A 19,494-nucleotide genomic window follows, 5' to 3' on the forward strand; every position below is an offset into this window, starting at 1 on the left:
GGCGATCAGCCCAGCACGCCACGCAGGGCAGCGGCGAAGGCGCTGGTGATGGCCTCGCGCTGCAGGTGGCGGCCGTCGGCCACGCACTGGCGGCCATGGCGCCAGACCGATCGCAGCGCGCCATTACGTGCGGCGAACACCCAGCTGTCAAGCCATGCGTCACCGTGTCGCGCCTGCAACGCGGGGTGCGCGGCATCCAGTTCAACCATGTCTGCGCTGGCACCCACCTGCAGGCCGGCAGCCACGCCCAGCGCCTGTGCACCGCCCTGCAGCGCCCCTTCAAACAGGAAGCGCCCGGTGCTGCGACCGGCATCCGCGGCCAACACATTGCGACCCCGCAGGGTCAGGCGCTGGCCGTATTCCAGCAGGCGCAGCTCCTCTGCGGCATCGATCAGCACGTTGGAATCGGAGCCGACGCCGAAGCGCCCGCCCTCGCGCGCGAAGGCCTGCATCGGGAACAGGCCGTCGCCCAGGTTGGCTTCGGTGATAGGACACAGGCCGGCCACGGCGTTGCTGGCAACCATCTGCGCACGCTCGTCGTCGGTGATGTGGGTGGCGTGCACCAGGCACCAACGTGCATCCACCGGCGCATGGTTGTACAGCCACTGCACCGGGCGCATGCCACTCCATGCCAGGCAGGCCTCGACCTCGCGCACCTGCTCGGCGATATGGATGTGTACCGGGCCATCGGTCAGCGGCAGCAGCGCGCTCAGCTCGTCGCCGGTGACCGCGCGCAGGCTGTGCGGGGCAATGCCGAGCACTGCATCCGGCAGCGCGGCAAGTGCCGGCTTGGCGGCGTCCAGCAGCTGCGCGAAACCGTCCACATCGTGAATCAGGCGGCGCTGCGCCGGATTCGGCGCTGCCCCACCGAAATCGGCATGCGCATAGAACACCGGCAGCAGGGTCAGGCCGATGCCGGTCTGATCGGCCGCCGCCGCGATCCGCGCACTCATCTCGGCGCGGTTGGCATAGGCGCGGCCGTCGGCATCGTGGTGCAGGTAGTGGAATTCGCCGACGCGGGTGAAGCCGCTTTCCAGCATTTCCATGTAGGCCTGGGCGGCGATGGCCTGCACCGCGTCCGGGCGCAGATGGGCCAGGAAGCGGTACATCAGTTCGCGCCAGCTCCAGAAGCTGTCGCCGTCGCCGCCGCCGATCTCGGTGAGCCCAGCCATGCCGCGCTGGAAGGCGTGGCTGTGCAGGTTCGGCAGGCCCGGCACCAGGATGCCCACGCGGGTGTCACCGTCCTGCGCTGCCTGCCCGCGCGTGACCGCCGCGATGCGCCCTTCCTGCACCTGCAGGCGGACATCGGCGGCCCAGCCGTCGGCCAGCAGGGCGTGGGCGGCATGGAAGGAGTGCGGGAAACGCGAATCGGACATGGCTGGACAACCCGAATTGGACGCCTATATTGTATAGACATATAAGCACAGCCGCGTTGTGGATGCCATGCACGTCGATACCCTCTGGTCCAACGTCCACCTGATGACCCTCGATGGCGAGGGACTGGGAGTCCTGCGCGATGCAGTACTGGCCGCCACCGATGGCCGCATCGTGCACGTCGGCCCCGCCGGCAGCGATGCCCACCTGCAGCCGACCACCCGCATCGACGGCGAAGGCCGCTGGATGTCGCCGGGCCTGATCGACTGCCACACCCACCTGGTCTACGCCGGCAACCGTGCCAACGAATTCGAGCAGCGCCTGCAGGGTGTGAGCTATGCCGAGATCGCCCGTGCCGGTGGCGGCATTGTTTCCACCGTGCGCGCCACCCGCGCAGCCTCGCCAGAGCAGTTGGCACACGAGAGCCGCCCGCGCCTGTTGGCGATGCGTGCCGAAGGCGTGACCACCATCGAGATCAAGTCCGGCTACGGCTTGACCCTGCAGGACGAGCGCAAGCAGCTGCAGGTGGCCCGCGCATTGGGCGAGGAGTGCCGGGTGAACGTGGTGCCGACCTTCCTCGGTGCGCACGCGGTGCCGCCGGGCCGCGAGGCACAGGAATACACCGACGAGGTGTGCGAGGTGATGATCCCCGCCATCGCTGCCGAAGGCCTGGCCGAAGCCGTGGACATCTTCTGCGAGAACATCGCGTTCTCGCCGGCACAGGCACGCCAGGTCTTCGAAACCGCGCGCGCGCACGGGCTGGCGATCAAGATCCATGCCGAACAGCTGAGCAACCAGCGTGGCGCCGAACTGGCGGCCGGTTTCGGTGCGCTGTCGGCCGACCATATCGAACACCTGGACGACGCCGGCATTGCCGCGATGGCGGCCGCCGGTACCGTCGCCGTGCTGCTGCCCGGCGCGTTCTATTTCACCCGCGATACCACCCTGCCGCCGATCGCTGCGCTGCGCGCGGCCGGCGTACCTTTGGCGCTGGCCACCGACAGCAACCCGGGCACCTCGCCGCTGACCAGCCCGCTGCTGGCGATGAACATGGGCGCCACCCTGTTCCGCCTGACCGTGGACGAATGCATCGCCGGCTTCACCCGTGAAGCGGCGCGCGCGCTGGGCCATGGCGAGCGCATCGGCCGCCTGGCCGTCGGCATGGACTGCGACCTGGCGATCTGGGACATCGACGCGCCCGCCGACCTGGTCTATCGCATTGGATTCAACCCGCTGCACGCGCGCGTGGTGCGCGGACAGCCCGACCTGCCTGCCTCCTGGAGCAACACATGAGCAACACCCTGGTTCTTCGCCCCGGCCATGTCACCCTCGCCCAGTGGCGGCAGGCGTATCGCGGTGCGCCGCTGTCGCTTGACCCGGCCGCGTTGCCGGCGGTGCGCGCCAGCGCTGCGACGGTGGCTGCCATCGTCGCCAAGGGCGCACCGGTGTATGGCATCAACACCGGTTTCGGCAAGCTGGCCAGCGTGCGCATCGAACGCGAGGACCTGGCCACCCTGCAGCGGAACATCGTGCTTTCGCATGCCGCGGGCGTGGGCGAGCCGATGCCGGCGAATGTGGTGCGGCTGATGATGGCGTTGAAGCTGGTCAGCCTGGCCCAGGGTGCTTCCGGCGTGCGCGAGGAAACGCTGCTGCTGCTGGAAGCCATGCTGGTGAAGGGCGTGCTGCCGGTAGTGCCGGCGCAGGGCTCGGTTGGTGCTTCGGGCGACCTGGCGCCGCTCTCGCACCTGGCCAGCGTAATGATCGGCGTCGGCGAGGCCTTCGTTGGCGATGAGCGCCTGCCCGCCGTGGACGCACTGGCACGTGCTGGCCTGCAGCCGGTGGAACTGGGCGCGAAGGAAGGCCTGGCCCTGCTCAACGGCACCCAGTTCTCCACCGCGTACGCACTGGCTGGCCTGTTCGAGATCGAAACCGTGTTCCAGGCCGCACTGGTCACCGGCGCGCTGTCGGTGGAAGCGGCCAAGGGCTCGGACACGCCGTTCGATCCGCGCATCCACGCGCTGCGTGGCCAACGTGGGCAGATCGCCACCGCCGCCACCCTGCGCAGGTTGATGCAGGATTCGGGCATCCGCGAATCGCACCGCGACAACGACGTGCGCGTGCAGGATCCGTACTGCCTGCGCTGCCAGCCGCAGGTGATGGGTGCGGCACTGGACATCCTGCGCCAGGCCGCGACCACGCTGGAAATCGAAGCCAACGGCGTGTCCGACAACCCGCTGGTGTTCACCGATACCGGTGAGGCGCTGTCCGGCGGCAACTTCCATGCCGAGCCGGTGGCCTTTGCCGCCGATATGCTGGCGATGGCGGTGTGCGAGATCGGCTCGATCAGCGAACGCCGCCTGGCGATGCTGGTCGACCCGGCGCTGTCCGGCCTGCCGGCGTTCCTGACCCCGCGACCGGGGTTGAATTCCGGCTTCATGATTCCGCAGGTGACCGCCGCTGCGCTGGTCTCGGAGAACAAGCAGCGCGCCTACCCGGCCAGCGTTGATTCGATCCCGACGTCGGCCAACCAGGAAGACCATGTGTCGATGGCCGCGCACGGCGCACGCCGGCTGATGCAGATGGCCGAGAACGCGGCCAACGTGATCGGCATCGAGCTGCTGGCCGCCGCGCAGGGCTGCGACTTCCATGCGCCGCTGCGCTCCAGCACTGCACTGGAGAACGTGCGTGCCACCCTGCGTGCACAGGTGCCGACGCTGGAAGAAGATCGCTACTTCCACCCGGACATGGTGATCGCGACCGATCTGGTTCGCAGCGGTGCACTGGCCAAGGGTCTGGTAGAGCTGCTGCCCACGGTGGAGCCGCAGGCATGAGCGTCCATCCCGATTGGCTGACCGTGCACGAGGGTGATGCCCCGCTGATCGTCAGCTTCCCGCACACCGGCAGCGAACTGCCGCATGACCTGATCGGCAACTTCCATTCGCCGTGGCTGGCGCGTCGCGATGCCGACTGGTGGGTGCATGAGCTGTACGACTTCGCACGTGGCATGGGCGCGACCACCGTGCGCTCGGCGATCTCGCGCTCGGTGATCGATCTCAACCGCGATCCCAGCGGCGTGTCGCTGTACCCGGGCCAGAACACCACCGGCCTGTGCCCGCTGACCACCTTCGACAACCAGCCGCTTTACCACGCGGGTCGCGAGCCGGACGACGCAGAAATCGCCCGGCGCCGCGACACCTATTTCGCGCCGTACCACGACGCGCTGGCCAAGCAGATTGCACGCCTGCGTGCACGCCACGGCACCGTGGTGGTGTACGACGCGCATTCGATCCGCTCGCACATCCCGCACCTGTTCGATGGCGAGCTGCCGCAGTTCAACCTCGGCACTGCCGGGCCGTCCGGCGCACCGGATACCTCCTGCGACAACGCGCTGAGCGATGTAGTCGACAACCTGCTGAAGATCAGCGGCATGAGCCACGTGCGCAACGGCCGCTTCAAGGGCGGCTGGATCACCCGCCACTACAGCAGCATTGCCGGTGGCGTGCACAGCCTGCAGATGGAACTGGCTTGCCGCGGCTACATGCACGAGCCCCTGCCCGACCAGGTGGACGAGCACAGCTGGCCCACCCCGCTCGACCCCGACCACGCCGCACCGCTGCGCCACACCCTGGCGCAGGTGCTCAATGCCTGCCTTGAATTCGCTACGAACCGGAGCGCCGCATGACCCGCAACGACCCGTCCCGCACCATCGCCGCGCCGACCGGCACCACGCTGAACGCCAAGAGCTGGCTGACCGAAGCGCCGCTGCGCATGCTGATGAACAACCTGCACCCGGACGTGGCCGAGCGGCCGCAGGAACTGGTGGTATACGGCGGCATCGGCCGTGCCGCACGCGACTGGGAGAGCTTCGACGCCATCGTCGAAACGCTAAAGCGCCTGGACGACGACCAGACCCTGCTGGTGCAGTCGGGCAAGCCGGTGGGCGTGTTCCGCACCCATGCCGATGCACCGCGCGTGCTGATCGCCAATTCCAACCTGGTGCCGCGCTGGGCCAACTGGGACCACTTCAACGAGCTGGACAAGAAGGGCCTGGCGATGTACGGCCAGATGACCGCCGGCAGCTGGATCTACATCGGCGCGCAGGGCATCGTGCAGGGCACCTACGAAACCTTCGTGGAAATGGGCCGCCAGCACTACAACGGCAGCCTGGCCGGCAAGTGGCTGTTCACCGGCGGACTGGGTGGCATGGGCGGCGCGCAGCCGCTGGCCGCCGTGATGGCCGGCGCTTCATGCTTGGCGGTGGAGTGCCGCAAGAGCAGCATCGAGATGCGCCTGCGCACCGGCTACCTGGATACCTGGACCGACAACCTGGATGAGGCCCTGCGCCTGATCGAAGAATCGTGCACCGCCAAGAAGCCGCTGTCGGTCGGCCTGCTCGGCAATGTTGCCGACGTGCTGGACGAACTGCTGATCCGCGGCGTGAAGCCGGACCTGCTGACCGACCAGACCTCCGCACACGACCCGGTCAACGGCTACCTGCCGCAGGGCTGGACGGTGGAAGAATGGGATGCCAAGCGCGTAACCGCGCCGAAGGAAGTGGAGAAGGCCGCGCGTGCGTCGATGGCCAACCACATCCGCGCCATGCTCGGCTTCCACTCACTGGGCGTGCCGACCGTGGATTACGGCAACAACCTGCGGCAGATGGCGCTGGAAGAAGGTGTCGAGGACGCATTCGATTTCCCGGGCTTCGTGCCGGCCTACATCCGCCCGCTGTTCTGCCGTGGCATCGGCCCGTTCCGCTGGGCCGCACTGAGTGGCGACCCGGAAGACATCGCCAAGACCGACGCCAAGGTGAAGGAGCTGATTCCGGACAACCCGCACCTGCACCGCTGGCTGGACATGGCCGCCGAGAAGATCAAGTTCCAGGGCCTGCCGGCGCGCATCTGCTGGGTCGGTCTGGGCGACCGCGATCGCCTGGGACTGGCCTTCAACGAGATGGTCGCCAACGGTGAACTGAAAGCACCGGTGGTGATCGGCCGTGACCATCTGGACAGCGGCAGCGTGGCCTCGCCGAACCGCGAAACCGAAGCGATGGCCGACGGTTCCGATGCGGTCTCCGACTGGCCGCTGCTGAACGCCCTGCTCAACACCGCCAGCGGTGCGACGTGGGTGTCGCTGCACCATGGTGGTGGCGTCGGCATGGGCTTCTCGCAGCATGCCGGCATGGTGATCGTCTGCGATGGCACTGAAGCGGCAGCCAAGCGCATTGCACGCGTGCTGTGGAACGACCCGGCGACCGGCGTGATGCGCCATGCCGATGCAGGGTATGAGATCGCGATTGAATGCGCGAAGGAGAAGGGGCTGGATCTGCCGGGGATTCTGGGCTGATCGAGCGTCGCCGGGCACGGCCCGGCGCTACCGGAACTACCTGTAGAGCCGAGCCCATGCTCGGCTCTATTTTTTCCGAGTGCACGACGCTTGGCCCAAAGTCAGCCGAGCATCGGCTCGGCTCTACCTGCTTGACCCGCTCTCCCACCGTGACCAAGATGCGCCATCGCCGCTGACGGAACACCGCGATGTACCGCACGCTTGCTGCCGTATTGCTCTGTGCCCTGGCCATCGCCCTGCCCGCTTCAGCGCGTGACGTTCCAAGCGACCTCACCGCGCAGCTCGACGCACAACTGCAGGTCAACCGCGAGCGCTACGGCATCGCCGGCCAAGCCGTGCTGATCGCCCACAACGGCCAGGTGCTCTACCAAGGCGCCAGCGGCGAACGTGATCCCGCTACCCACGCACCTGCCACCGTCGATACCATCTTCGCCGCGCAGTCGATGGCCAAGCTGCTGACCAGCACCCTGGTGATGCAGTTGGTGGACCAAGGCAAGGTGGATCTGGATGTCCCCGCCAGTCGTTATGTGCCGGACCTGCCGCCCGCATGGGAGACGATCCATGTGCGCGACTTTCTCAACCACAGTTCGGGCATCGGCGAGTACTACGACCGCGTGGACAACCGCTGGATAAGCAAGGGTTACACCGGCGTAGCGCCGGACCTTGCCGCCGCACTGAAGGTCGCTGGCTCGGCGCCGATGCAGTTCACCACCGGCAGCCGCGTGCAGTACACGCAGGCCAACTACCTGGTGCTCACCGCGTTGCTGGAAGCGTATTACCGCAAGCCCTTCCCGGCCATCGCCCGCGAGCGCATCCTGCAACCGCTGAAGATGCCCAGCACCTCGTGGGGCGCGGCCAGCGTGCCGGCGCAGCGCGCAGCGGTGCCTTTCATCGGCAAGGAAGGGCAACTGCAGCCGGCCAACGAAGATCCGTGGCCGAGCTACGGCTGGGGCCATGCCGACCTGCAGACCACCATGGCTGACATGAACCGCTTCCTGCAGGCGCTGGCGACCGGCAGGCTGGTGCGTACGGCAACACTCGAAACGCTGTGGCAGCCACAAAAATTGACCGATGGCGGCAGCAACTTCTTCTCCACCGGCTGGGACACCACCCGCAGCGACGGCTATACCCAGGTCGGCCACGATGGCGGCACCCGCGTGCGGGCGCGGCTGGCCTACAAGGGCACGCTGGCCAGTGGCTACTGGGTGTTCGTGTACCTGACCAACGGCAGCGCCCGCAATGTCTGGTCGAGCACGCTGGTGGAAAGCACGATGGCGGTGGCCGCGCCGCAGGAGTTTCCGCATGCAGTGCTTTCCGAGCGGCTGATCGGCTATGCGCTGGATGAAAGCGCCGATGCGACACAGGCGATGCGTAGCTGGCTGCGCGACAGCGATGGGGTTCCCACGGGCGAACGGGAGCGTGCGATCAATGCCGATGGTTACGCTATCCGCGAGAGCCTCGGGGCACGCAAGGCATTGAAGGTGTTCACGCTCAACACCGAGCTGTATCCGGGGTCGGCCAACGCATGGGACAGCCTGGCCGAGTGCCATGCCGCGCTGGGGGAGAAAGAAACCGCTGATCGGCTGTATGCGAAGTCGAAGGCGCTGGCGAAGCCTTCGCCGTAAAGCCTTTAGAGCCGAGCCCATGCTCGGCAGCTTTTCGTTGCGATTGGAGAAACCCCGCACTGCGCGCGATAGCCGAGCGTGGGCTCGGCTCTACAGGGACACTGCGGGCGGCCATACGCAGGTGGAGGGTGACGCGGCACCGCCGAACTGTTAACTTGCGCGCCACTTTCGTGGTTTACAGCATTCCCGCATGCCGCTCTCGCCGTACCGCCCCACCCCGTCGCTGTTGTTCCTGGCCGTAACCCTCGGCCCCGCCACTACCGCCCAGGCCGCGCCACAGGCCACCACACTGGATGCGGTGCAGGTCACTGCCGCCGATGCCAGCGCCCAAGCGCGCGAAGCACTGAGGCGCGTACCGGGCGCCAGCAACGTGATCGACGTGGCCAAGGCGGACAGCCGCTTGTCCAGCAGCGCCGACGTGCTGGCCTACCAGCCGGGCATCAGCGCGCAATCACCGGGCAACGAAGGTACCAAGGTGTCGATCCGCGGCTCCGGCATCAACCGTGGCCCGGGCGCGCATGCCTCGGGCATCGCCGTGTCGATCGACGGGCTGCCGTTGACCGGCCCTGGCGGCACGCCCTACGAGCTGCTGGAACCGCTGTGGCTTTCACGCGTGGAAGTGCTGCGCGGGGCCAACGGTTTCGAGCGCGGCGCGCTGGCGCTCGGCGGTGCCATCGACTACGTCAGTCGCAGTGGCCGTGATTCGGCCGGCGTGCAGCTGCACTACGAAGCCGGCAGCCGTGGCTACCAGAAGCGCGGCCTCAGCTGGGGCGGCGTCAGCGGCGACGTCGATTACTTCCTGGCCTACACCGATACCGAATTCGACGGCTACCAGCGCCACGCGTCCGGCGATGGCAAGGGGGCGATGGGCAACATCGGCTGGCAGATCACCCCCGACCTGCAGACCCGCTTCTTCGTGCGCTACCGCGAAACCAACCACGAAACACCTGGGCGCCTGACCCGTGAGCAGATCCGCAACGATCCGCGCGCGGCGAACCCGGCCAACCTGGCCATCGATGCGCGCCGCCCGCAGCCGGGCAGCACCTGGGTGGGCAATGTCACCACGCTGCAGATCGACGAGGATTCGTCGCTGCAGGCTGGGCTGGTCTATCACAAGTATCCGATGGACTTGAACGAAAGCCTGTACCGCCAGCAGCTGGACTACGCCAACCTCAACGCGACGCTGGACTACCGCCGCCGGCATACGCTGTTCGGCCTGGACAGCGAGACCACCATCGGCCTACGCGTTACCCACGACCTGGATGCCGATGTGCGCGAGTCGCTGCGCTTTGCCAACAACGGTTATGCCGCCGGCACCCGCACGCGCGACTTCCGCCACCACGGCACCGACAGCACGCTGCACATCGGCAACAACCTGGCCGTGAATGACCGTCTGCGCGTACAGACCGGGTTTGCACTGATCAACACCCGCCGCGATGTGCAGGTCACCTGGCCGAGCACTGGTGGCCGCCTGCGCGAGCACGATTGGGATTACGCGCCGCGGCTGGGCTTCACCTGGCAGCAGACGCCGCAGACACAGTGGTTCGGCAACCTGAGCCGTTCGGTGGAAGCGCCTCATCCGTGGTCGATGATCTGGGGCTCGAACCAGTACTTCGGTGCGGGCAATGGCCCGTCCAGCGGCCGCCAGCGCGCGCCGGTACCAATGCAGAACCAGACTGCCACGACGCTGGAACTCGGTGCACGCGGCGACAACGCGCTGGGCCGCTGGGAACTGACCGGCTACTACGCGCACGTGAACCATGAACTGCTGAGCGTGGAACTGCAGCCGGTGCCGAACCTGTTCATCGCCGAGAACAACGCCAGCCCCACCGTACACCGTGGCATCGAGGCCGGTCTGGACAGCACCCTGTGGCAGGCCGCACCGGGCCGTTTGTCCCTGCGCCAGGCCTATACCTTCAGCGACTTCCGCTATCGGCATGACACACGTTTCGGCAGCAACCGCCTGCCGGGTCTGCCGCGCCATGCGTACCAGGCCGAACTGCGCTTCGACCACGCTTCGGGCCTGTATGCAGCACTGAACACCGAGTATTCCTCGCGCATCGCAGTGGACTATGCCAACAGCTACTGGGCCGGCAGCCACCTCATCTTCGGCAGCCGCATCGGTTACGACGCACCGGGCGGCCGCTGGCAGCTGTGGGCGGAAATGCGCAACATCGGTGACCGCCATTACGCCGCCACCGTCACCCCCGGTTACAACGATGCCGGCAAGGACGTGGCGCGCTCCACGCCCGGCGAAGGCCGCGGCGTGTACGCGGGCGTGCGCTGGCGCTTCGATTGATTCGTAACGGGAGCGCCGGACATGGCCCGGCGCCCCCTGGATCACGCAATGCGCCAGGACGGCAGGCGCTCACTGCGCCGCCAGACCGTGGGCGCGAAGCCCATCATCAACAGCCCCGCCAGCCACTTCGGCGACGTACTGAGCAGCGTCGACGTCAACGCTGCATCCAGCGGAGCGGCCTCCTCCTGCCAGGGGTTGTAGCCGAGGTAGATGATGCTGCCTGCCCACCACAGCAGAGCCACCCCCAGTCCCACCAGCAGCAGCGCCATCGTGCGGCAGGTCCAGCGCTGCGAGGTCGTCCCCCACTCGCGGGAAATGGCCACCAGCAGGCCAACCACCAGCAGTGACACCAAGGCCACCAGGCCGATGTCGACCTTGTGCCCGATGCGTTCATAGGTGCAGGCGCGGCATTGGGCTTCTTCTGCGGCCGCCTCCGTTGTGGGCGGGGCCGCTGCGGGCGCGGACTGGGCCAGCACCGCGAACGGCATCAACAGGGCGAGCATCGCCACCATCAACCAACGAACGAACTTCCTGTTACTGCGTGCAGCGACATCCATGCGCTTCTCCTTGGGTGTGATTGAAATTCAACGTCGTGGCAGATCCCGCTACAAGGCCTTGAACACCTGCATCAGGCTGACCGCACCGGGCGCCAGCTCCTGCGCAAGCCAGCCCAGCGCGGCGAAGAACACCAGCAGGCCCAGCAGCGGCCAGATCGTATGGGACAGGCACAGCCGCCACCAGCCCTGCTCCTGCATGCCCTGCATACGCTTGTACAGACCGCCGGCGATGGCCGCATCCACCAGCAGTTCGGCCATCAGCACCGGCGCCGACCAGACCACCCAGACACTGGCCAGGAGCACCGTAGCCACCAGCGCGATGATGCCGAGAATGGCCAGCAGCGGCAGGCCTGCCTCGCCGTCGGCTACGTCCAGCAACGACGTGCTGTCGGCGCTCGTGCTGGAGGACGCTGCGGATTCGCTCCACGAGGCAGACGCGCCACCACCGCCGGAATGCCCACCGCTGCCACTCCACGGTGATCCCTGGCTGCCACCGCCGCCGGGCCCGGAACTCAATCCGTCGGCCACCGCATCCCAGCGCCACCGGATCCAGATCCACATCAGCAGCAGGAACACGCCATAGGCCATCAGCACGGCCAGGGGATAGCGCAGCAGCATCGCGTCCATGCCCGCCAGGCGCAGCACGTGCGAGGCGAGGAATCCTGCGGCGCCGGTCAGAACGACGATCAGGGCCATCTGCAGCCGTGGCCAGCCGTGATGCTGCAGTTGCCGACGGGCGCGCATCGCTTCGGTGTCGCGGCTGCCCGGCAGCGAAACGGGCTGGCGTCCGTGCCTCATGTCGCCGCCTTGGTCACCGCCTCGATGCGATGGCCATCAGGATCGATCACGAAGGCCGCATAGTAGTGGTCACCGTAATCCGGGCGCAGGCCAGCAGGTCCGTTGTCCTGGCCTCCGGTTTCCAACGCAGCACGATGGAAGGCATCAACGGCCGCGCGCGTGGTTGCCGCCAGCGCCAGATGGAAGCCGGGTCCCGGCGCCGCCGCATCGTCGCGCAGCTTCAGGCAGAGCAGGTCTTCATCATCGACCAGGCCATAGCCGATCGCGGTGTCGTCCTCGAAAACGCGGCGGTAACCGAGTGCTGCAAGAACGGCATCGTAGAAGCGACCTGCACGCTCCAGATCGCGGACACCCAACGAGAGGTGGTGCAGCATGCAGACATCCTTGCCAAGCACGCGCGGGCTGCGCTGGCTGGATTCTACCCTGCCGTGGGGGCACGTCTACAGGCCAACTCCAGTCGCGTTCCCACACGTTCCACGGCAACCGCAGCACGGAGCGGATCCTATATTCTGGGCAGCCACGGAATGGAACGACCCCGGCATGCAAGCGTCCCAGTTCACCCGTCCTGTTGCCAGCGTCATGTTCCTGCCGATGATCGGCTTGGCAGGCTGGGGCTCGTGGTTCGGCACTTATTGCTTGAGTGACGGCTGCCTGGGCGTATTTGCGCTCTGGCTTGCCGCGGTGGCGGCCTTGTTCCTGCAGGCCCTACTGGTCTTGCCCCTGCACGCCTGGGCACTGAAAAGGCAAGGTGCCGATGCGGCCAGCCGCTATGCGCGCTGGCTGGTCGCATCGACTATCGCTGTGCTGGTGCCCATGTTTGCAGGGTTGGTCTACATGTTCTTCAAGTAGTCCGCGGGCCTCTCAAGCAGGCGGTGCAGCCGCCTTCAACAACTGCGCCGCCACCCGGTCGAACGGGGCGATGTCCTGCAGCGCGCGGCTCATCGCAACCGCCCCTTCCACGCTGGCGATCACCAGGCTGGCCAGCCCGTTCGCTGCAGCAGGTTCGTGACCATCGGCGACGAACGCTTCAGCCAAGTGCCCCTGCCAGCGCACGAACACTTCAGCGGCCGCCGCACGCGGCTGGCTCGGCATGGCCTCCACCGGCTCCTCGACAGCCGCCGCCAGCACCGGGCAGCCGGCACGAAAGCCTGTGCGCAGCAGGCGCTCGCGCCACAGTGCCAGGAACTGCTGCAACCCCTGCACTGCACCGCCCTTCAGCAGCTCGATGAGCAGCGCCTCCACCTTGTCGCCGGCCATGGTGGTGGCCCGTGCCAGCAGCTCCTGCTTGCCGCCCGGGAAGTGGTGATAGGTGGACCCCAGCGGCGCGTCGGCCAGCTTGGTTACTTCGCGGATGCTGGTGGCATTGAGGCCCACCCGCGCGAGCATCTGCGCCGCGGCATCGATCACACGCTGGGGGGCATCGGATGATCGCGGGCTCACGGCAGGCTCCTTGCTAAGACAGTCGTCATAGACTAGCGTATCGACCGTTCTATAACAGTCGTCATAACCATGAATCTCTGGTTCCGCCTGCTCCACCTGCTGCTGTGCAGCCTGTTCCGACCGAAGCTGGACGCGCCATTCGGGGTCTCGCGCCTGTCGTTCCGGGTACTGCCCAACGACCTGGACAGCAACCTGCACATGACCAACGGCCGCTACTGGAACATCTTTGACCTGGGCCGGCTGGACCTGATCCTGCGCATGGGGCTGGGCAAGGTGGCGCTGCGTGAGAAGTGGGCGCCGATCGTTGGCGCCGGCACCATCCAGTTCCGCCGCGAGCTGAAGCCGTTCCAGCGCTTCACCCTGGAAACGCGGCTGGTCGGCTGGGTCGGCACGCGCGGCATCATGGAGCAGCGCGTGCTGATCGGCCCGGAGCAGAAAACCGCGACGCGTGCACTGCTGATCACCGGCATCTACGACCGCCGCGCGCGACAGTTCGTCGGCATGCCGCAGATGATGGAATCGATCGGCGTGGTTGCTCCGCCCTCGCCGGCCCTGAGTGCGGCAGCCGAGGCACTGCTGGCTGCCGATCTGGCGTTGAAGCAGGACCATGATTGACCCCGGGCGCGCAGATCAGGGAGCGGACGCCTCCGGCATCGTGTGGGTCACGAGGGTGATCTGCGTGCGGCCGCCCACATGCAACACATACTCGAACGTCTGCCGCATCTGACTGTACGCGCCACCTTCGGGCGCGCCGTAGTTGGCGCCGACGCTCACGGTGTGCCGACCGGGCGTCAGTGGTTTGAGCATCAGCCAGTAACCATCGGCTGCCGCCAATCGCGAATCGTCGTCGTCCGGATCCAGGCGGAAGCAACCTTCGCTCTTCACCCTGTGCAGGCGCATGTCACCCAGCGGCTGCCCGTCCAGCAGCACCACAGCGCTGACCAGAGAGTCGTTGTTGATCGCCGCGCCGGCCTGCAACTCCTCGCAGGTTACGTCTTCCCCGGTCTGGTAGCTGGCCATGTTGATGATGGGCAGCAACAGGTGTCTGCCCTCGGGCACTACGCACTGCCTGCGCGGCTGGAAGCGGCCATTGGTCCCTGCCAGGTTCCAGACCGGTCCCTCCTGGCCCAGTTCGCACAGGCGGCCGTCGGGATCCATGTAGGGCGCCACCCTCTGCGCATTGGCCCAGCGCCACCAACGGGCGGTCCATTCGCTCAGGGAAACGCCATCCACCGCTTCACGTGTAACCGCTGACGCTGCAGGTGCAGCGATCGCGTTCGCTTGACCTGCAAGCATCAGTACCGTGGCCACGCCGGCCAAGCGCAGCCTGCTGCCGATTCCGTTCTGCATTCCCTGCCTCGTCGTCCGCGGCGGCCACCATGCGCGGCCGGCTCGGCAGACACTGTATCGCAGCGCCGCCGCGCCGGTGCACTACACCCGCGGCATGTTCTTGGTCACGCAATGGATGCCGCCGCCACCGCCGGCAATCGCATCGATATCCACCTGCTCGATGGTGCGACCGGGATACAGGTCTTCCAACAGTTCACGGCAGTAACCATCGGCCTTCGCGTCACCAAACTGCGGTGCGATCACCGCACCGTTGATCGGCAGGTAATTGATGTAGCCGCGGGCAAGATCATCGTTGTCGCGGGTGTGCACGTTGTCGCGCCCGCCCAGCGGCGGCGGCAGCGTATGCACCTGCAGCCTGCGACCGTCGGCATCGGTAGCCTCGCGCAGGATCTGCAGATGCTCGCGCGTCAGATCGTAATCGTACGATTCGGTGTCGTTGTCCAGGTTGGCGATCACCACGCCGGGGCGCACGAAGCGTGCGTAGAAATCCACGTGCGCATCGGTGATGTCTTCGCCAGCGATGCCGGGCAACCAGATCACCTTGCGCAGGCCCAGGTGGTGCTTCAACTCCGCTTCGATATCCGCGCGTGACCAGCCCGGATTGCGGTTGCGGTTCACCCAGCAGCTTTCGGTCAGGATCGCGGTGCCGTGTCCATCAACTTCGATGCCACCGCCCTCGCCCACCAGATCGCTTTCCAGCAGCGTCGCGCCGCTCATCTGCGCCAGCCACGGTGCTACTGCACCGTCGTTGCGCGCACTCTGCTTGCCGCCCCAGCCATTGAAGTTGAAGTCGACCAGGCCCAGCTCGCCCTTGCCATCGGTAACGAAACAGCCGCCGTAGTCACGCACCCAGATATCGTCCAGCGGCACGTCGAGGAATTCGATGTTGTCACTGCCGCAGCGCTCCTGCGCCTGCCGGTGCTGTGCAGGACAGCACAGCACGCTGACCGGCTGATGGCGGGCGATGGTGCGCGCCAGTCGGGCGACGGCATTGTTCACGGCATCGGCCTGCGCGCCCCATACCCGCGGCTGTGCAGCGAAGGCCAGGAAGACGCGTTCCTGCGGACCGTGCTCATCGGGCATCTGCCACCCGGCCGGTGCAGCGGCACGGGCACGGGCGGGCAGTCCGGCCAGACCCAGCGGGGCCAGGGCGCCCAGGCCGGCGGTTGCGGCGAGTTGGGTGATGAAATGGCGTCGGGTAGACATGACAGGTTCCAGAGGTGGACCAAGAAGTCCAGCTGATCGATTCAGGCGCACCGGCTGATGCGCGACAAACCCATTTTGTCCTTGCAGATGTATGAGAACAAACGATAGATTTTGGGGAAATACGATTAGTCAGACTTATCGATCATGCTCAAGCATTGGCCCCCGCTGAATGCCCTGCGCGGCTTCGAGGCTGCCGCCCGGCTCGGCAGCTTCCATCGTGCCGCCGAGGAACTGCACCTGAGCCAGTCGGCCATCAGCCAGCAGATCCGCGGGCTGGAGGACTCCCTGGAACAGCCGCTATTCTTCCGCCAGGGCCGCAGCGTAACCCTCACCGATGCCGGCATCGACCTGCTGGAAACCACGCAGTCGCTGCTGCGGCAACTGGCCAGTGGCATCCGTCGGCTCGATCAGTACCGCAAGCCGAATCAACTGATCGTCAACACCAGCCCCGCCTTCGCGCGCCACTGGCTGGTCCCGCGACTGGGCGACTTCCGCCGCCAGCATCCACAGGCCGATCTGTGGCTGCTGACCAGCGAAGAAGCGCCGGACATGACCGCGCAGACACTGGACATCAGCATCCGCGATGATCTGCAGGCACAGGCGCATTGCGAGCATCGCGTACTGCTGCAGGACCGGCTGTATCCGGCCTGCCACCCCAGCGTGCTGGCGCTACCGGCTGCCGAGCGCAGCACCCTGCACGGCGAGCGCGAAATGGACTGGAGCCAGTGGCAGGTGCAGGGCGGCGCCGACGTCGGCCAGCAGCGCGAAGGCCTGAATTTCTCCGAGCCAGGACAACTGCTGGATGCCGCCTGCCAGGGCCTGGGGATCGCACTGGTCAGCGAACTGCTGGCCGCACCGGCACGCGCGCAGGGTCTGCTGCAGCCGCTGGATGAGGCCTATGTGCGCGGACCGCGCTGGAGCTGGTTGCTGCACGAGGACAGCGCCCGCGATCCGCTGGTGATGCGGTTCTGTGAGTGGCTGCTGGCCACCCTGTCATTCGAAAAATAATGCCCGCTGGCAGGCACCCACAGTGGCAAGCCCTCAAACAGCTTCCTTCAGAACGCGCTTCAATCTTCGCGCGTGCGACTCAATTGCCTTCCAGTTCCAATCCCTCACCGGACTGAAGCGCACGCCACCTCGCTCCCTCCCAAGGGCAGAACGCTCGGAAATGACGTAAATCCTTGCAGTGCTGCTGGCATCCCGGCTGACGGGCAGAAGCACATGTATCAACCCCCAACCTCCCGCGTGCGAGCGCAGCTTCCCGCTGTCTGGGCCCTTGGTCAGCTCATATTCCCGGGTACTGACCACGCCTCCCATCTCAGGGTACTGAACACCAACAAACAGTGTCCCTCCTCTCACATGCCGAAGTGACTCCGCATAACTGCAGAGTTCGTCAGCACTTTCGAATCGTTGAAGGTTGTCGCCTGGTGCCGAATAAATCTCGGTCACAAGCGAAGGACCGCGTTTGAAAACTGCGGTAGCCACTGCTTCTATCACTGTGGTGGAAACACCGGCCATCGCTTTTACCAATTCGAAGCTGGATATTCTGTAGCGGCCAAGCATCATCCTCCAGGCCGATTACGCCAACAATTGACCTTTTCGACCTCAATTATCGGCTTTCGGTTGCCCATCCTTGAGGGCATGGGTGATCGCTGCCTCGGCCAGCGGTGCCATCAGTGCATAGCCCTTCGCCGTCGGGTGCACGCCATCGGATGCCAACTGCGCATCCAGTCCACCGGCACGGTTGGTCATCGCTGCGTAATAGTCCAGATAGACCAGACCCCGTGCGTCGGCATGGCGCTTCAGCGCAGCATTCAATGCACGCACCTTGGGCGCAGGCGTGATGCCCGGCATCCACGGGTACTCGCTGACAGGCAGCACCGACGCCAGCACCACCGCGATGCCATGCGCCTTCGCCAGGTCCAGCATGGCCTGCAGGTTGTCCTCGATCATCGCCTGCGTGGCCGGACCGGTGTTGCCGGCGATGTCATTGGTGCCGGCCAGAATCACCACCACGCTCGGGCGCAGCGCCAGCACATCCTGCGAAAAGCGCACCAGCATCTGCGCGGTGGTCTGCCCGCTGATGCCACGATTGATGTAGCCCTTGCCCGGGAAGAAGCTACTGCTGCCGTCCGCACCCCAGCCTTCGGTGATTGAATCGCCAAAAAACACCACGCGTGACTGGCCGGCCCGTGGCGCGGGTAAAGCGGCATTGGCCGCGCGGTACTTCTGCAGTTGTGGCCAGTCGGACAGGCGCTGCTGCATGAAACGCACCTCGTCCGGTTGCAGCTGTTCGACCGGCCTGGTCAGCAGCGGAGTGCTGGCCGCCTGCACCATCCCTGGCGTGGCCAGCGTTGCCATGAGCAGACCAGCCGGTAGCCACACCATTGAAACCATCCTGCGCATGAGCATCCTCCGCTGTCGACACGGGCAGTCTAGCGCGGTCTGCGAAGGGTCACTTTGCCGATGCAGCCGCCCTTGCCGCCACACCGGTCACCTTGGCCGGCATCCACATACCCGGCGTCCAGCCACTGGCCTGCAGGATCGCCTTCGGGTTGTCCTGCTGGATCAGCGCACGCACAGCATCGCGTTTGTTGTCGGCCTGCAGGTAATACGCCTTTGCGATGCGATAGCCCACCCAGTAACCGAGGTCGTAGGGCTCCTGCGAACCCGGCGTGTAGTTGTACAACCAGGGCTTCAGATCGGTGCTGTCCATATCCAGCGCGAACGCGCTTTCGATATGCACTTCCCTGCCCCGCGTCCATCCAGCGTGGCGACCATTGCCGACATTGCCGGAAATCAGTTCGGCGATGAACTCGGCGATCCCCTCGCCCAGCGACTCGCGCAGCACCGTCGCCTGCGGGTCGCCCGCTTCGTACTCGCTCACGCCGGTCTGCTGGATATGCACGTACTCGTGCGCGATCACGTGCACAAAGCGGTCCTGCGCATTGGCGTTCATGAAGTCGGCCGCGCACAGCGCTTCCAGGCCGATCACCACCCCGTCCGGGTACGTCATGCCTACTGGCTTGCCGCGCCCCACCACGATCGCCACGGGCGGGAACTTCGCCTGCGGGTAGATCGCCTGCAGATTGGCGAACACCTGCACCAGTCGCTGCCGCACCGCCGGCAACTCCGCCAGACAGGCCCGCCCATTGGCATACACCGCAGGCTCGCGCGCCATCGCCTCGGCCATGCGCTCGGCGGTCACCCGGCGCAGCTCCGCGAACTGGGCCAGGCTCGGCGTGCCCTGTGCCAGATACTGCCCCAACTGGGCCACGCTGGGCTTGCCACCGGCCGCGTCGTACAGCGCGTAGAAGCGGGTGGCGTCGGAGGTCAGGATTTCCGGTCCCGGCACCGCCGCCTGGGTGGTGCCGACCACCCCGCCGAGAGCCAGGGCTAGCAGGCAACGCAACGACACGAACATGGCTCCGTCCTTGGTGGAGTGCACGCGAAGCGCGCAATCTATCACCGTGCCGGCGCATGCGCTGCCGTATCGTGC

At 66.4% G+C, this 19,494-nt stretch carries 19 protein-coding genes; 9 read left to right on the forward strand and 10 right to left on the reverse strand.

Going from position 1 to position 19,494, the window contains the following annotated elements:
• Positions 1-5: 5 nt before the first annotated feature.
• Complete coding sequence (locus AC13GI_RS05095) at positions 6-1,376, reverse strand: formimidoylglutamate deiminase (RefSeq protein ID WP_482995698.1); 1,371 nt, start codon at positions 1,374-1,376, stop codon at positions 6-8.
• 67 nt (positions 1,377-1,443) lie between these two features.
• Between AC13GI_RS05095 and hutI the strand changes: the two genes are divergently transcribed.
• From hutI to AC13GI_RS05125, 6 genes are all read left to right on the forward strand, one after another.
• Positions 1,444-2,667, forward strand: a complete 1,224-nt coding sequence (hutI, locus tag AC13GI_RS05100; RefSeq protein ID WP_482995699.1) for an imidazolonepropionase — start codon at positions 1,444-1,446, stop codon at positions 2,665-2,667.
• Positions 2,664-4,205 (forward strand): histidine ammonia-lyase, encoded by a 1,542-nt coding sequence (gene hutH, locus AC13GI_RS05105; RefSeq protein ID WP_482995700.1) that lies wholly within the window; start codon positions 2,664-2,666, stop codon positions 4,203-4,205. Before hutI ends, hutH begins: the two co-directional genes overlap by 4 nt.
• On the forward strand, positions 4,202-5,056 hold the full coding sequence (hutG, locus tag AC13GI_RS05110) for an N-formylglutamate deformylase (protein WP_482995701.1): 855 nt from the start codon (positions 4,202-4,204) through the stop codon (positions 5,054-5,056). Before hutH ends, hutG begins: the two co-directional genes overlap by 4 nt.
• A complete protein-coding gene (gene hutU / locus AC13GI_RS05115) occupies positions 5,053-6,720 on the forward strand; it encodes a urocanate hydratase (protein ID WP_312704257.1) in 1,668 nt (555 codons plus the stop codon). Before hutG ends, hutU begins: the two co-directional genes overlap by 4 nt.
• A gap of 188 nt (positions 6,721-6,908) precedes the next feature.
• Positions 6,909-8,345: a serine hydrolase domain-containing protein gene (locus tag AC13GI_RS05120; RefSeq protein ID WP_482995702.1), complete on the forward strand. Its 1,437-nt coding sequence runs from the start codon at positions 6,909-6,911 to the stop codon at positions 8,343-8,345.
• 190 nt (positions 8,346-8,535) lie between these two features.
• Positions 8,536-10,644 carry a TonB-dependent receptor family protein gene (locus tag AC13GI_RS05125; protein WP_482995703.1) on the forward strand — a complete coding sequence of 703 codons (2,109 nt, stop codon included), beginning with the start codon at positions 8,536-8,538 and terminating at the stop codon, positions 10,642-10,644.
• 41 nt (positions 10,645-10,685) lie between these two features.
• Here AC13GI_RS05125 and AC13GI_RS05130 read toward each other — a convergent pair whose 3' ends face one another.
• Genes AC13GI_RS05130 through AC13GI_RS05140 form a run of 3 tightly spaced genes read right to left on the reverse strand, consistent with a single transcriptional unit; the run spans position 10,686 to position 12,373 of the window.
• Positions 10,686-11,201, reverse strand: a complete 516-nt coding sequence (locus AC13GI_RS05130; protein WP_482995704.1) for a hypothetical protein — start codon at positions 11,199-11,201, stop codon at positions 10,686-10,688.
• 48 nt (positions 11,202-11,249) lie between these two features.
• Positions 11,250-11,999, reverse strand: coding sequence for a hypothetical protein (locus AC13GI_RS05135; RefSeq protein ID WP_482995705.1), 750 nt, complete (start codon positions 11,997-11,999; stop codon positions 11,250-11,252).
• Positions 11,996-12,373 (reverse strand): VOC family protein, encoded by a 378-nt coding sequence (locus AC13GI_RS05140; RefSeq protein ID WP_099820735.1) that lies wholly within the window; start codon positions 12,371-12,373, stop codon positions 11,996-11,998. Before AC13GI_RS05140 ends, AC13GI_RS05135 begins: the two co-directional genes overlap by 4 nt.
• 166 nt (positions 12,374-12,539) lie before the next feature.
• On the opposite strand from AC13GI_RS05140, the gene AC13GI_RS05145 reads away from it, so the two are divergent.
• Entirely contained in the window at positions 12,540-12,848 is a 309-nt protein-coding gene (locus AC13GI_RS05145) for a hypothetical protein (RefSeq protein ID WP_099820736.1), read from the forward strand.
• 12 nt (positions 12,849-12,860) lie between these two features.
• Here AC13GI_RS05145 and AC13GI_RS05150 read toward each other — a convergent pair whose 3' ends face one another.
• Positions 12,861-13,439 (reverse strand): TetR/AcrR family transcriptional regulator, encoded by a 579-nt coding sequence (locus AC13GI_RS05150; RefSeq protein ID WP_482995706.1) that lies wholly within the window; start codon positions 13,437-13,439, stop codon positions 12,861-12,863.
• A 69-nt stretch (positions 13,440-13,508) separates the two neighbouring features.
• Between AC13GI_RS05150 and AC13GI_RS05155 the strand changes: the two genes are divergently transcribed.
• Positions 13,509-14,054, forward strand: a complete 546-nt coding sequence (locus AC13GI_RS05155; RefSeq protein WP_099820738.1) for a thioesterase family protein — start codon at positions 13,509-13,511, stop codon at positions 14,052-14,054.
• 15 nt (positions 14,055-14,069) lie between these two features.
• Here AC13GI_RS05155 and AC13GI_RS05160 read toward each other — a convergent pair whose 3' ends face one another.
• Together AC13GI_RS05160 and AC13GI_RS05165 are read right to left on the reverse strand one after the other, a co-directional pair.
• Complete coding sequence (locus AC13GI_RS05160) at positions 14,070-14,750, reverse strand: hypothetical protein (RefSeq protein WP_482995707.1); 681 nt, start codon at positions 14,748-14,750, stop codon at positions 14,070-14,072.
• Positions 14,751-14,870: 120 nt separating this feature from the next.
• Positions 14,871-15,995, reverse strand: a complete 1,125-nt coding sequence (locus AC13GI_RS05165) for an agmatine deiminase family protein (RefSeq protein WP_482995708.1) — start codon at positions 15,993-15,995, stop codon at positions 14,871-14,873.
• A gap of 144 nt (positions 15,996-16,139) precedes the next feature.
• On the opposite strand from AC13GI_RS05165, the gene AC13GI_RS05170 reads away from it, so the two are divergent.
• Positions 16,140-17,003: a LysR family transcriptional regulator gene (locus AC13GI_RS05170; RefSeq protein WP_380651647.1), complete on the forward strand. Its 864-nt coding sequence runs from the start codon at positions 16,140-16,142 to the stop codon at positions 17,001-17,003.
• A 33-nt stretch (positions 17,004-17,036) separates the two neighbouring features.
• Here AC13GI_RS05170 and AC13GI_RS05175 read toward each other — a convergent pair whose 3' ends face one another.
• The 3 genes from AC13GI_RS05175 to AC13GI_RS05185 all read right to left on the reverse strand — a co-directional run bounded on the left by AC13GI_RS05175 (position 17,037) and on the right by AC13GI_RS05185 (position 19,419).
• Entirely contained in the window at positions 17,037-17,558 is a 522-nt protein-coding gene (locus tag AC13GI_RS05175; protein WP_346577820.1) for a hypothetical protein, read from the reverse strand.
• A gap of 42 nt (positions 17,559-17,600) precedes the next feature.
• On the reverse strand, positions 17,601-18,356 hold the full coding sequence (locus AC13GI_RS05180; RefSeq protein ID WP_482995709.1) for an SGNH/GDSL hydrolase family protein: 756 nt from the start codon (positions 18,354-18,356) through the stop codon (positions 17,601-17,603).
• A gap of 94 nt (positions 18,357-18,450) precedes the next feature.
• A complete protein-coding gene (locus tag AC13GI_RS05185; RefSeq protein ID WP_482995710.1) occupies positions 18,451-19,419 on the reverse strand; it encodes a DUF2268 domain-containing putative Zn-dependent protease in 969 nt (322 codons plus the stop codon).
• Positions 19,420-19,494 lie beyond the last annotated feature (75 nt).

The organism is Stenotrophomonas sp. 82F1, assembly GCF_056861525.1.

Excerpts from the sequence above, each read along its gene's own strand:
- AC13GI_RS05095 (WP_482995698.1), bottom strand. The coding sequence starts at position 1,376 with ATGTCCGATTCGCGTTTCCCGCACTCCTTCCATGCCGCCCACGCCCTG.
- AC13GI_RS05145 (WP_099820736.1), top strand. The coding sequence starts at position 12,540 with ATGCAAGCGTCCCAGTTCACCCGTCCTGTTGCCAGCGTCATGTTCCTG.
- AC13GI_RS05180 (WP_482995709.1), bottom strand. The coding sequence starts at position 18,356 with ATGGCAACGCTGGCCACGCCAGGGATGGTGCAGGCGGCCAGCACTCCG.
- AC13GI_RS05165 (WP_482995708.1), bottom strand. The coding sequence starts at position 15,995 with ATGTCTACCCGACGCCATTTCATCACCCAACTCGCCGCAACCGCCGGC.
- AC13GI_RS05130 (WP_482995704.1), bottom strand. The coding sequence starts at position 11,201 with ATGGATGTCGCTGCACGCAGTAACAGGAAGTTCGTTCGTTGGTTGATG.
- hutG (WP_482995701.1), top strand. The coding sequence starts at position 4,202 with ATGAGCGTCCATCCCGATTGGCTGACCGTGCACGAGGGTGATGCCCCG.
- AC13GI_RS05170 (WP_380651647.1), top strand. The coding sequence starts at position 16,140 with ATGCTCAAGCATTGGCCCCCGCTGAATGCCCTGCGCGGCTTCGAGGCT.
- AC13GI_RS05135 (WP_482995705.1), bottom strand. The coding sequence starts at position 11,999 with ATGAGGCACGGACGCCAGCCCGTTTCGCTGCCGGGCAGCCGCGACACC.
- AC13GI_RS05175 (WP_346577820.1), bottom strand. The coding sequence starts at position 17,558 with ATGCTTGGCCGCTACAGAATATCCAGCTTCGAATTGGTAAAAGCGATG.
- AC13GI_RS05140 (WP_099820735.1), bottom strand. The coding sequence starts at position 12,373 with ATGCTGCACCACCTCTCGTTGGGTGTCCGCGATCTGGAGCGTGCAGGT.
- AC13GI_RS05185 (WP_482995710.1), bottom strand. The coding sequence starts at position 19,419 with ATGTTCGTGTCGTTGCGTTGCCTGCTAGCCCTGGCTCTCGGCGGGGTG.
- AC13GI_RS05125 (WP_482995703.1), top strand. The coding sequence starts at position 8,536 with ATGCCGCTCTCGCCGTACCGCCCCACCCCGTCGCTGTTGTTCCTGGCC.
- AC13GI_RS05155 (WP_099820738.1), top strand. The coding sequence starts at position 13,509 with ATGAATCTCTGGTTCCGCCTGCTCCACCTGCTGCTGTGCAGCCTGTTC.
- hutU (WP_312704257.1), top strand. The coding sequence starts at position 5,053 with ATGACCCGCAACGACCCGTCCCGCACCATCGCCGCGCCGACCGGCACC.
- hutH (WP_482995700.1), top strand. The coding sequence starts at position 2,664 with ATGAGCAACACCCTGGTTCTTCGCCCCGGCCATGTCACCCTCGCCCAG.
- hutI (WP_482995699.1), top strand. The coding sequence starts at position 1,444 with ATGCACGTCGATACCCTCTGGTCCAACGTCCACCTGATGACCCTCGAT.
- AC13GI_RS05120 (WP_482995702.1), top strand. The coding sequence starts at position 6,909 with ATGTACCGCACGCTTGCTGCCGTATTGCTCTGTGCCCTGGCCATCGCC.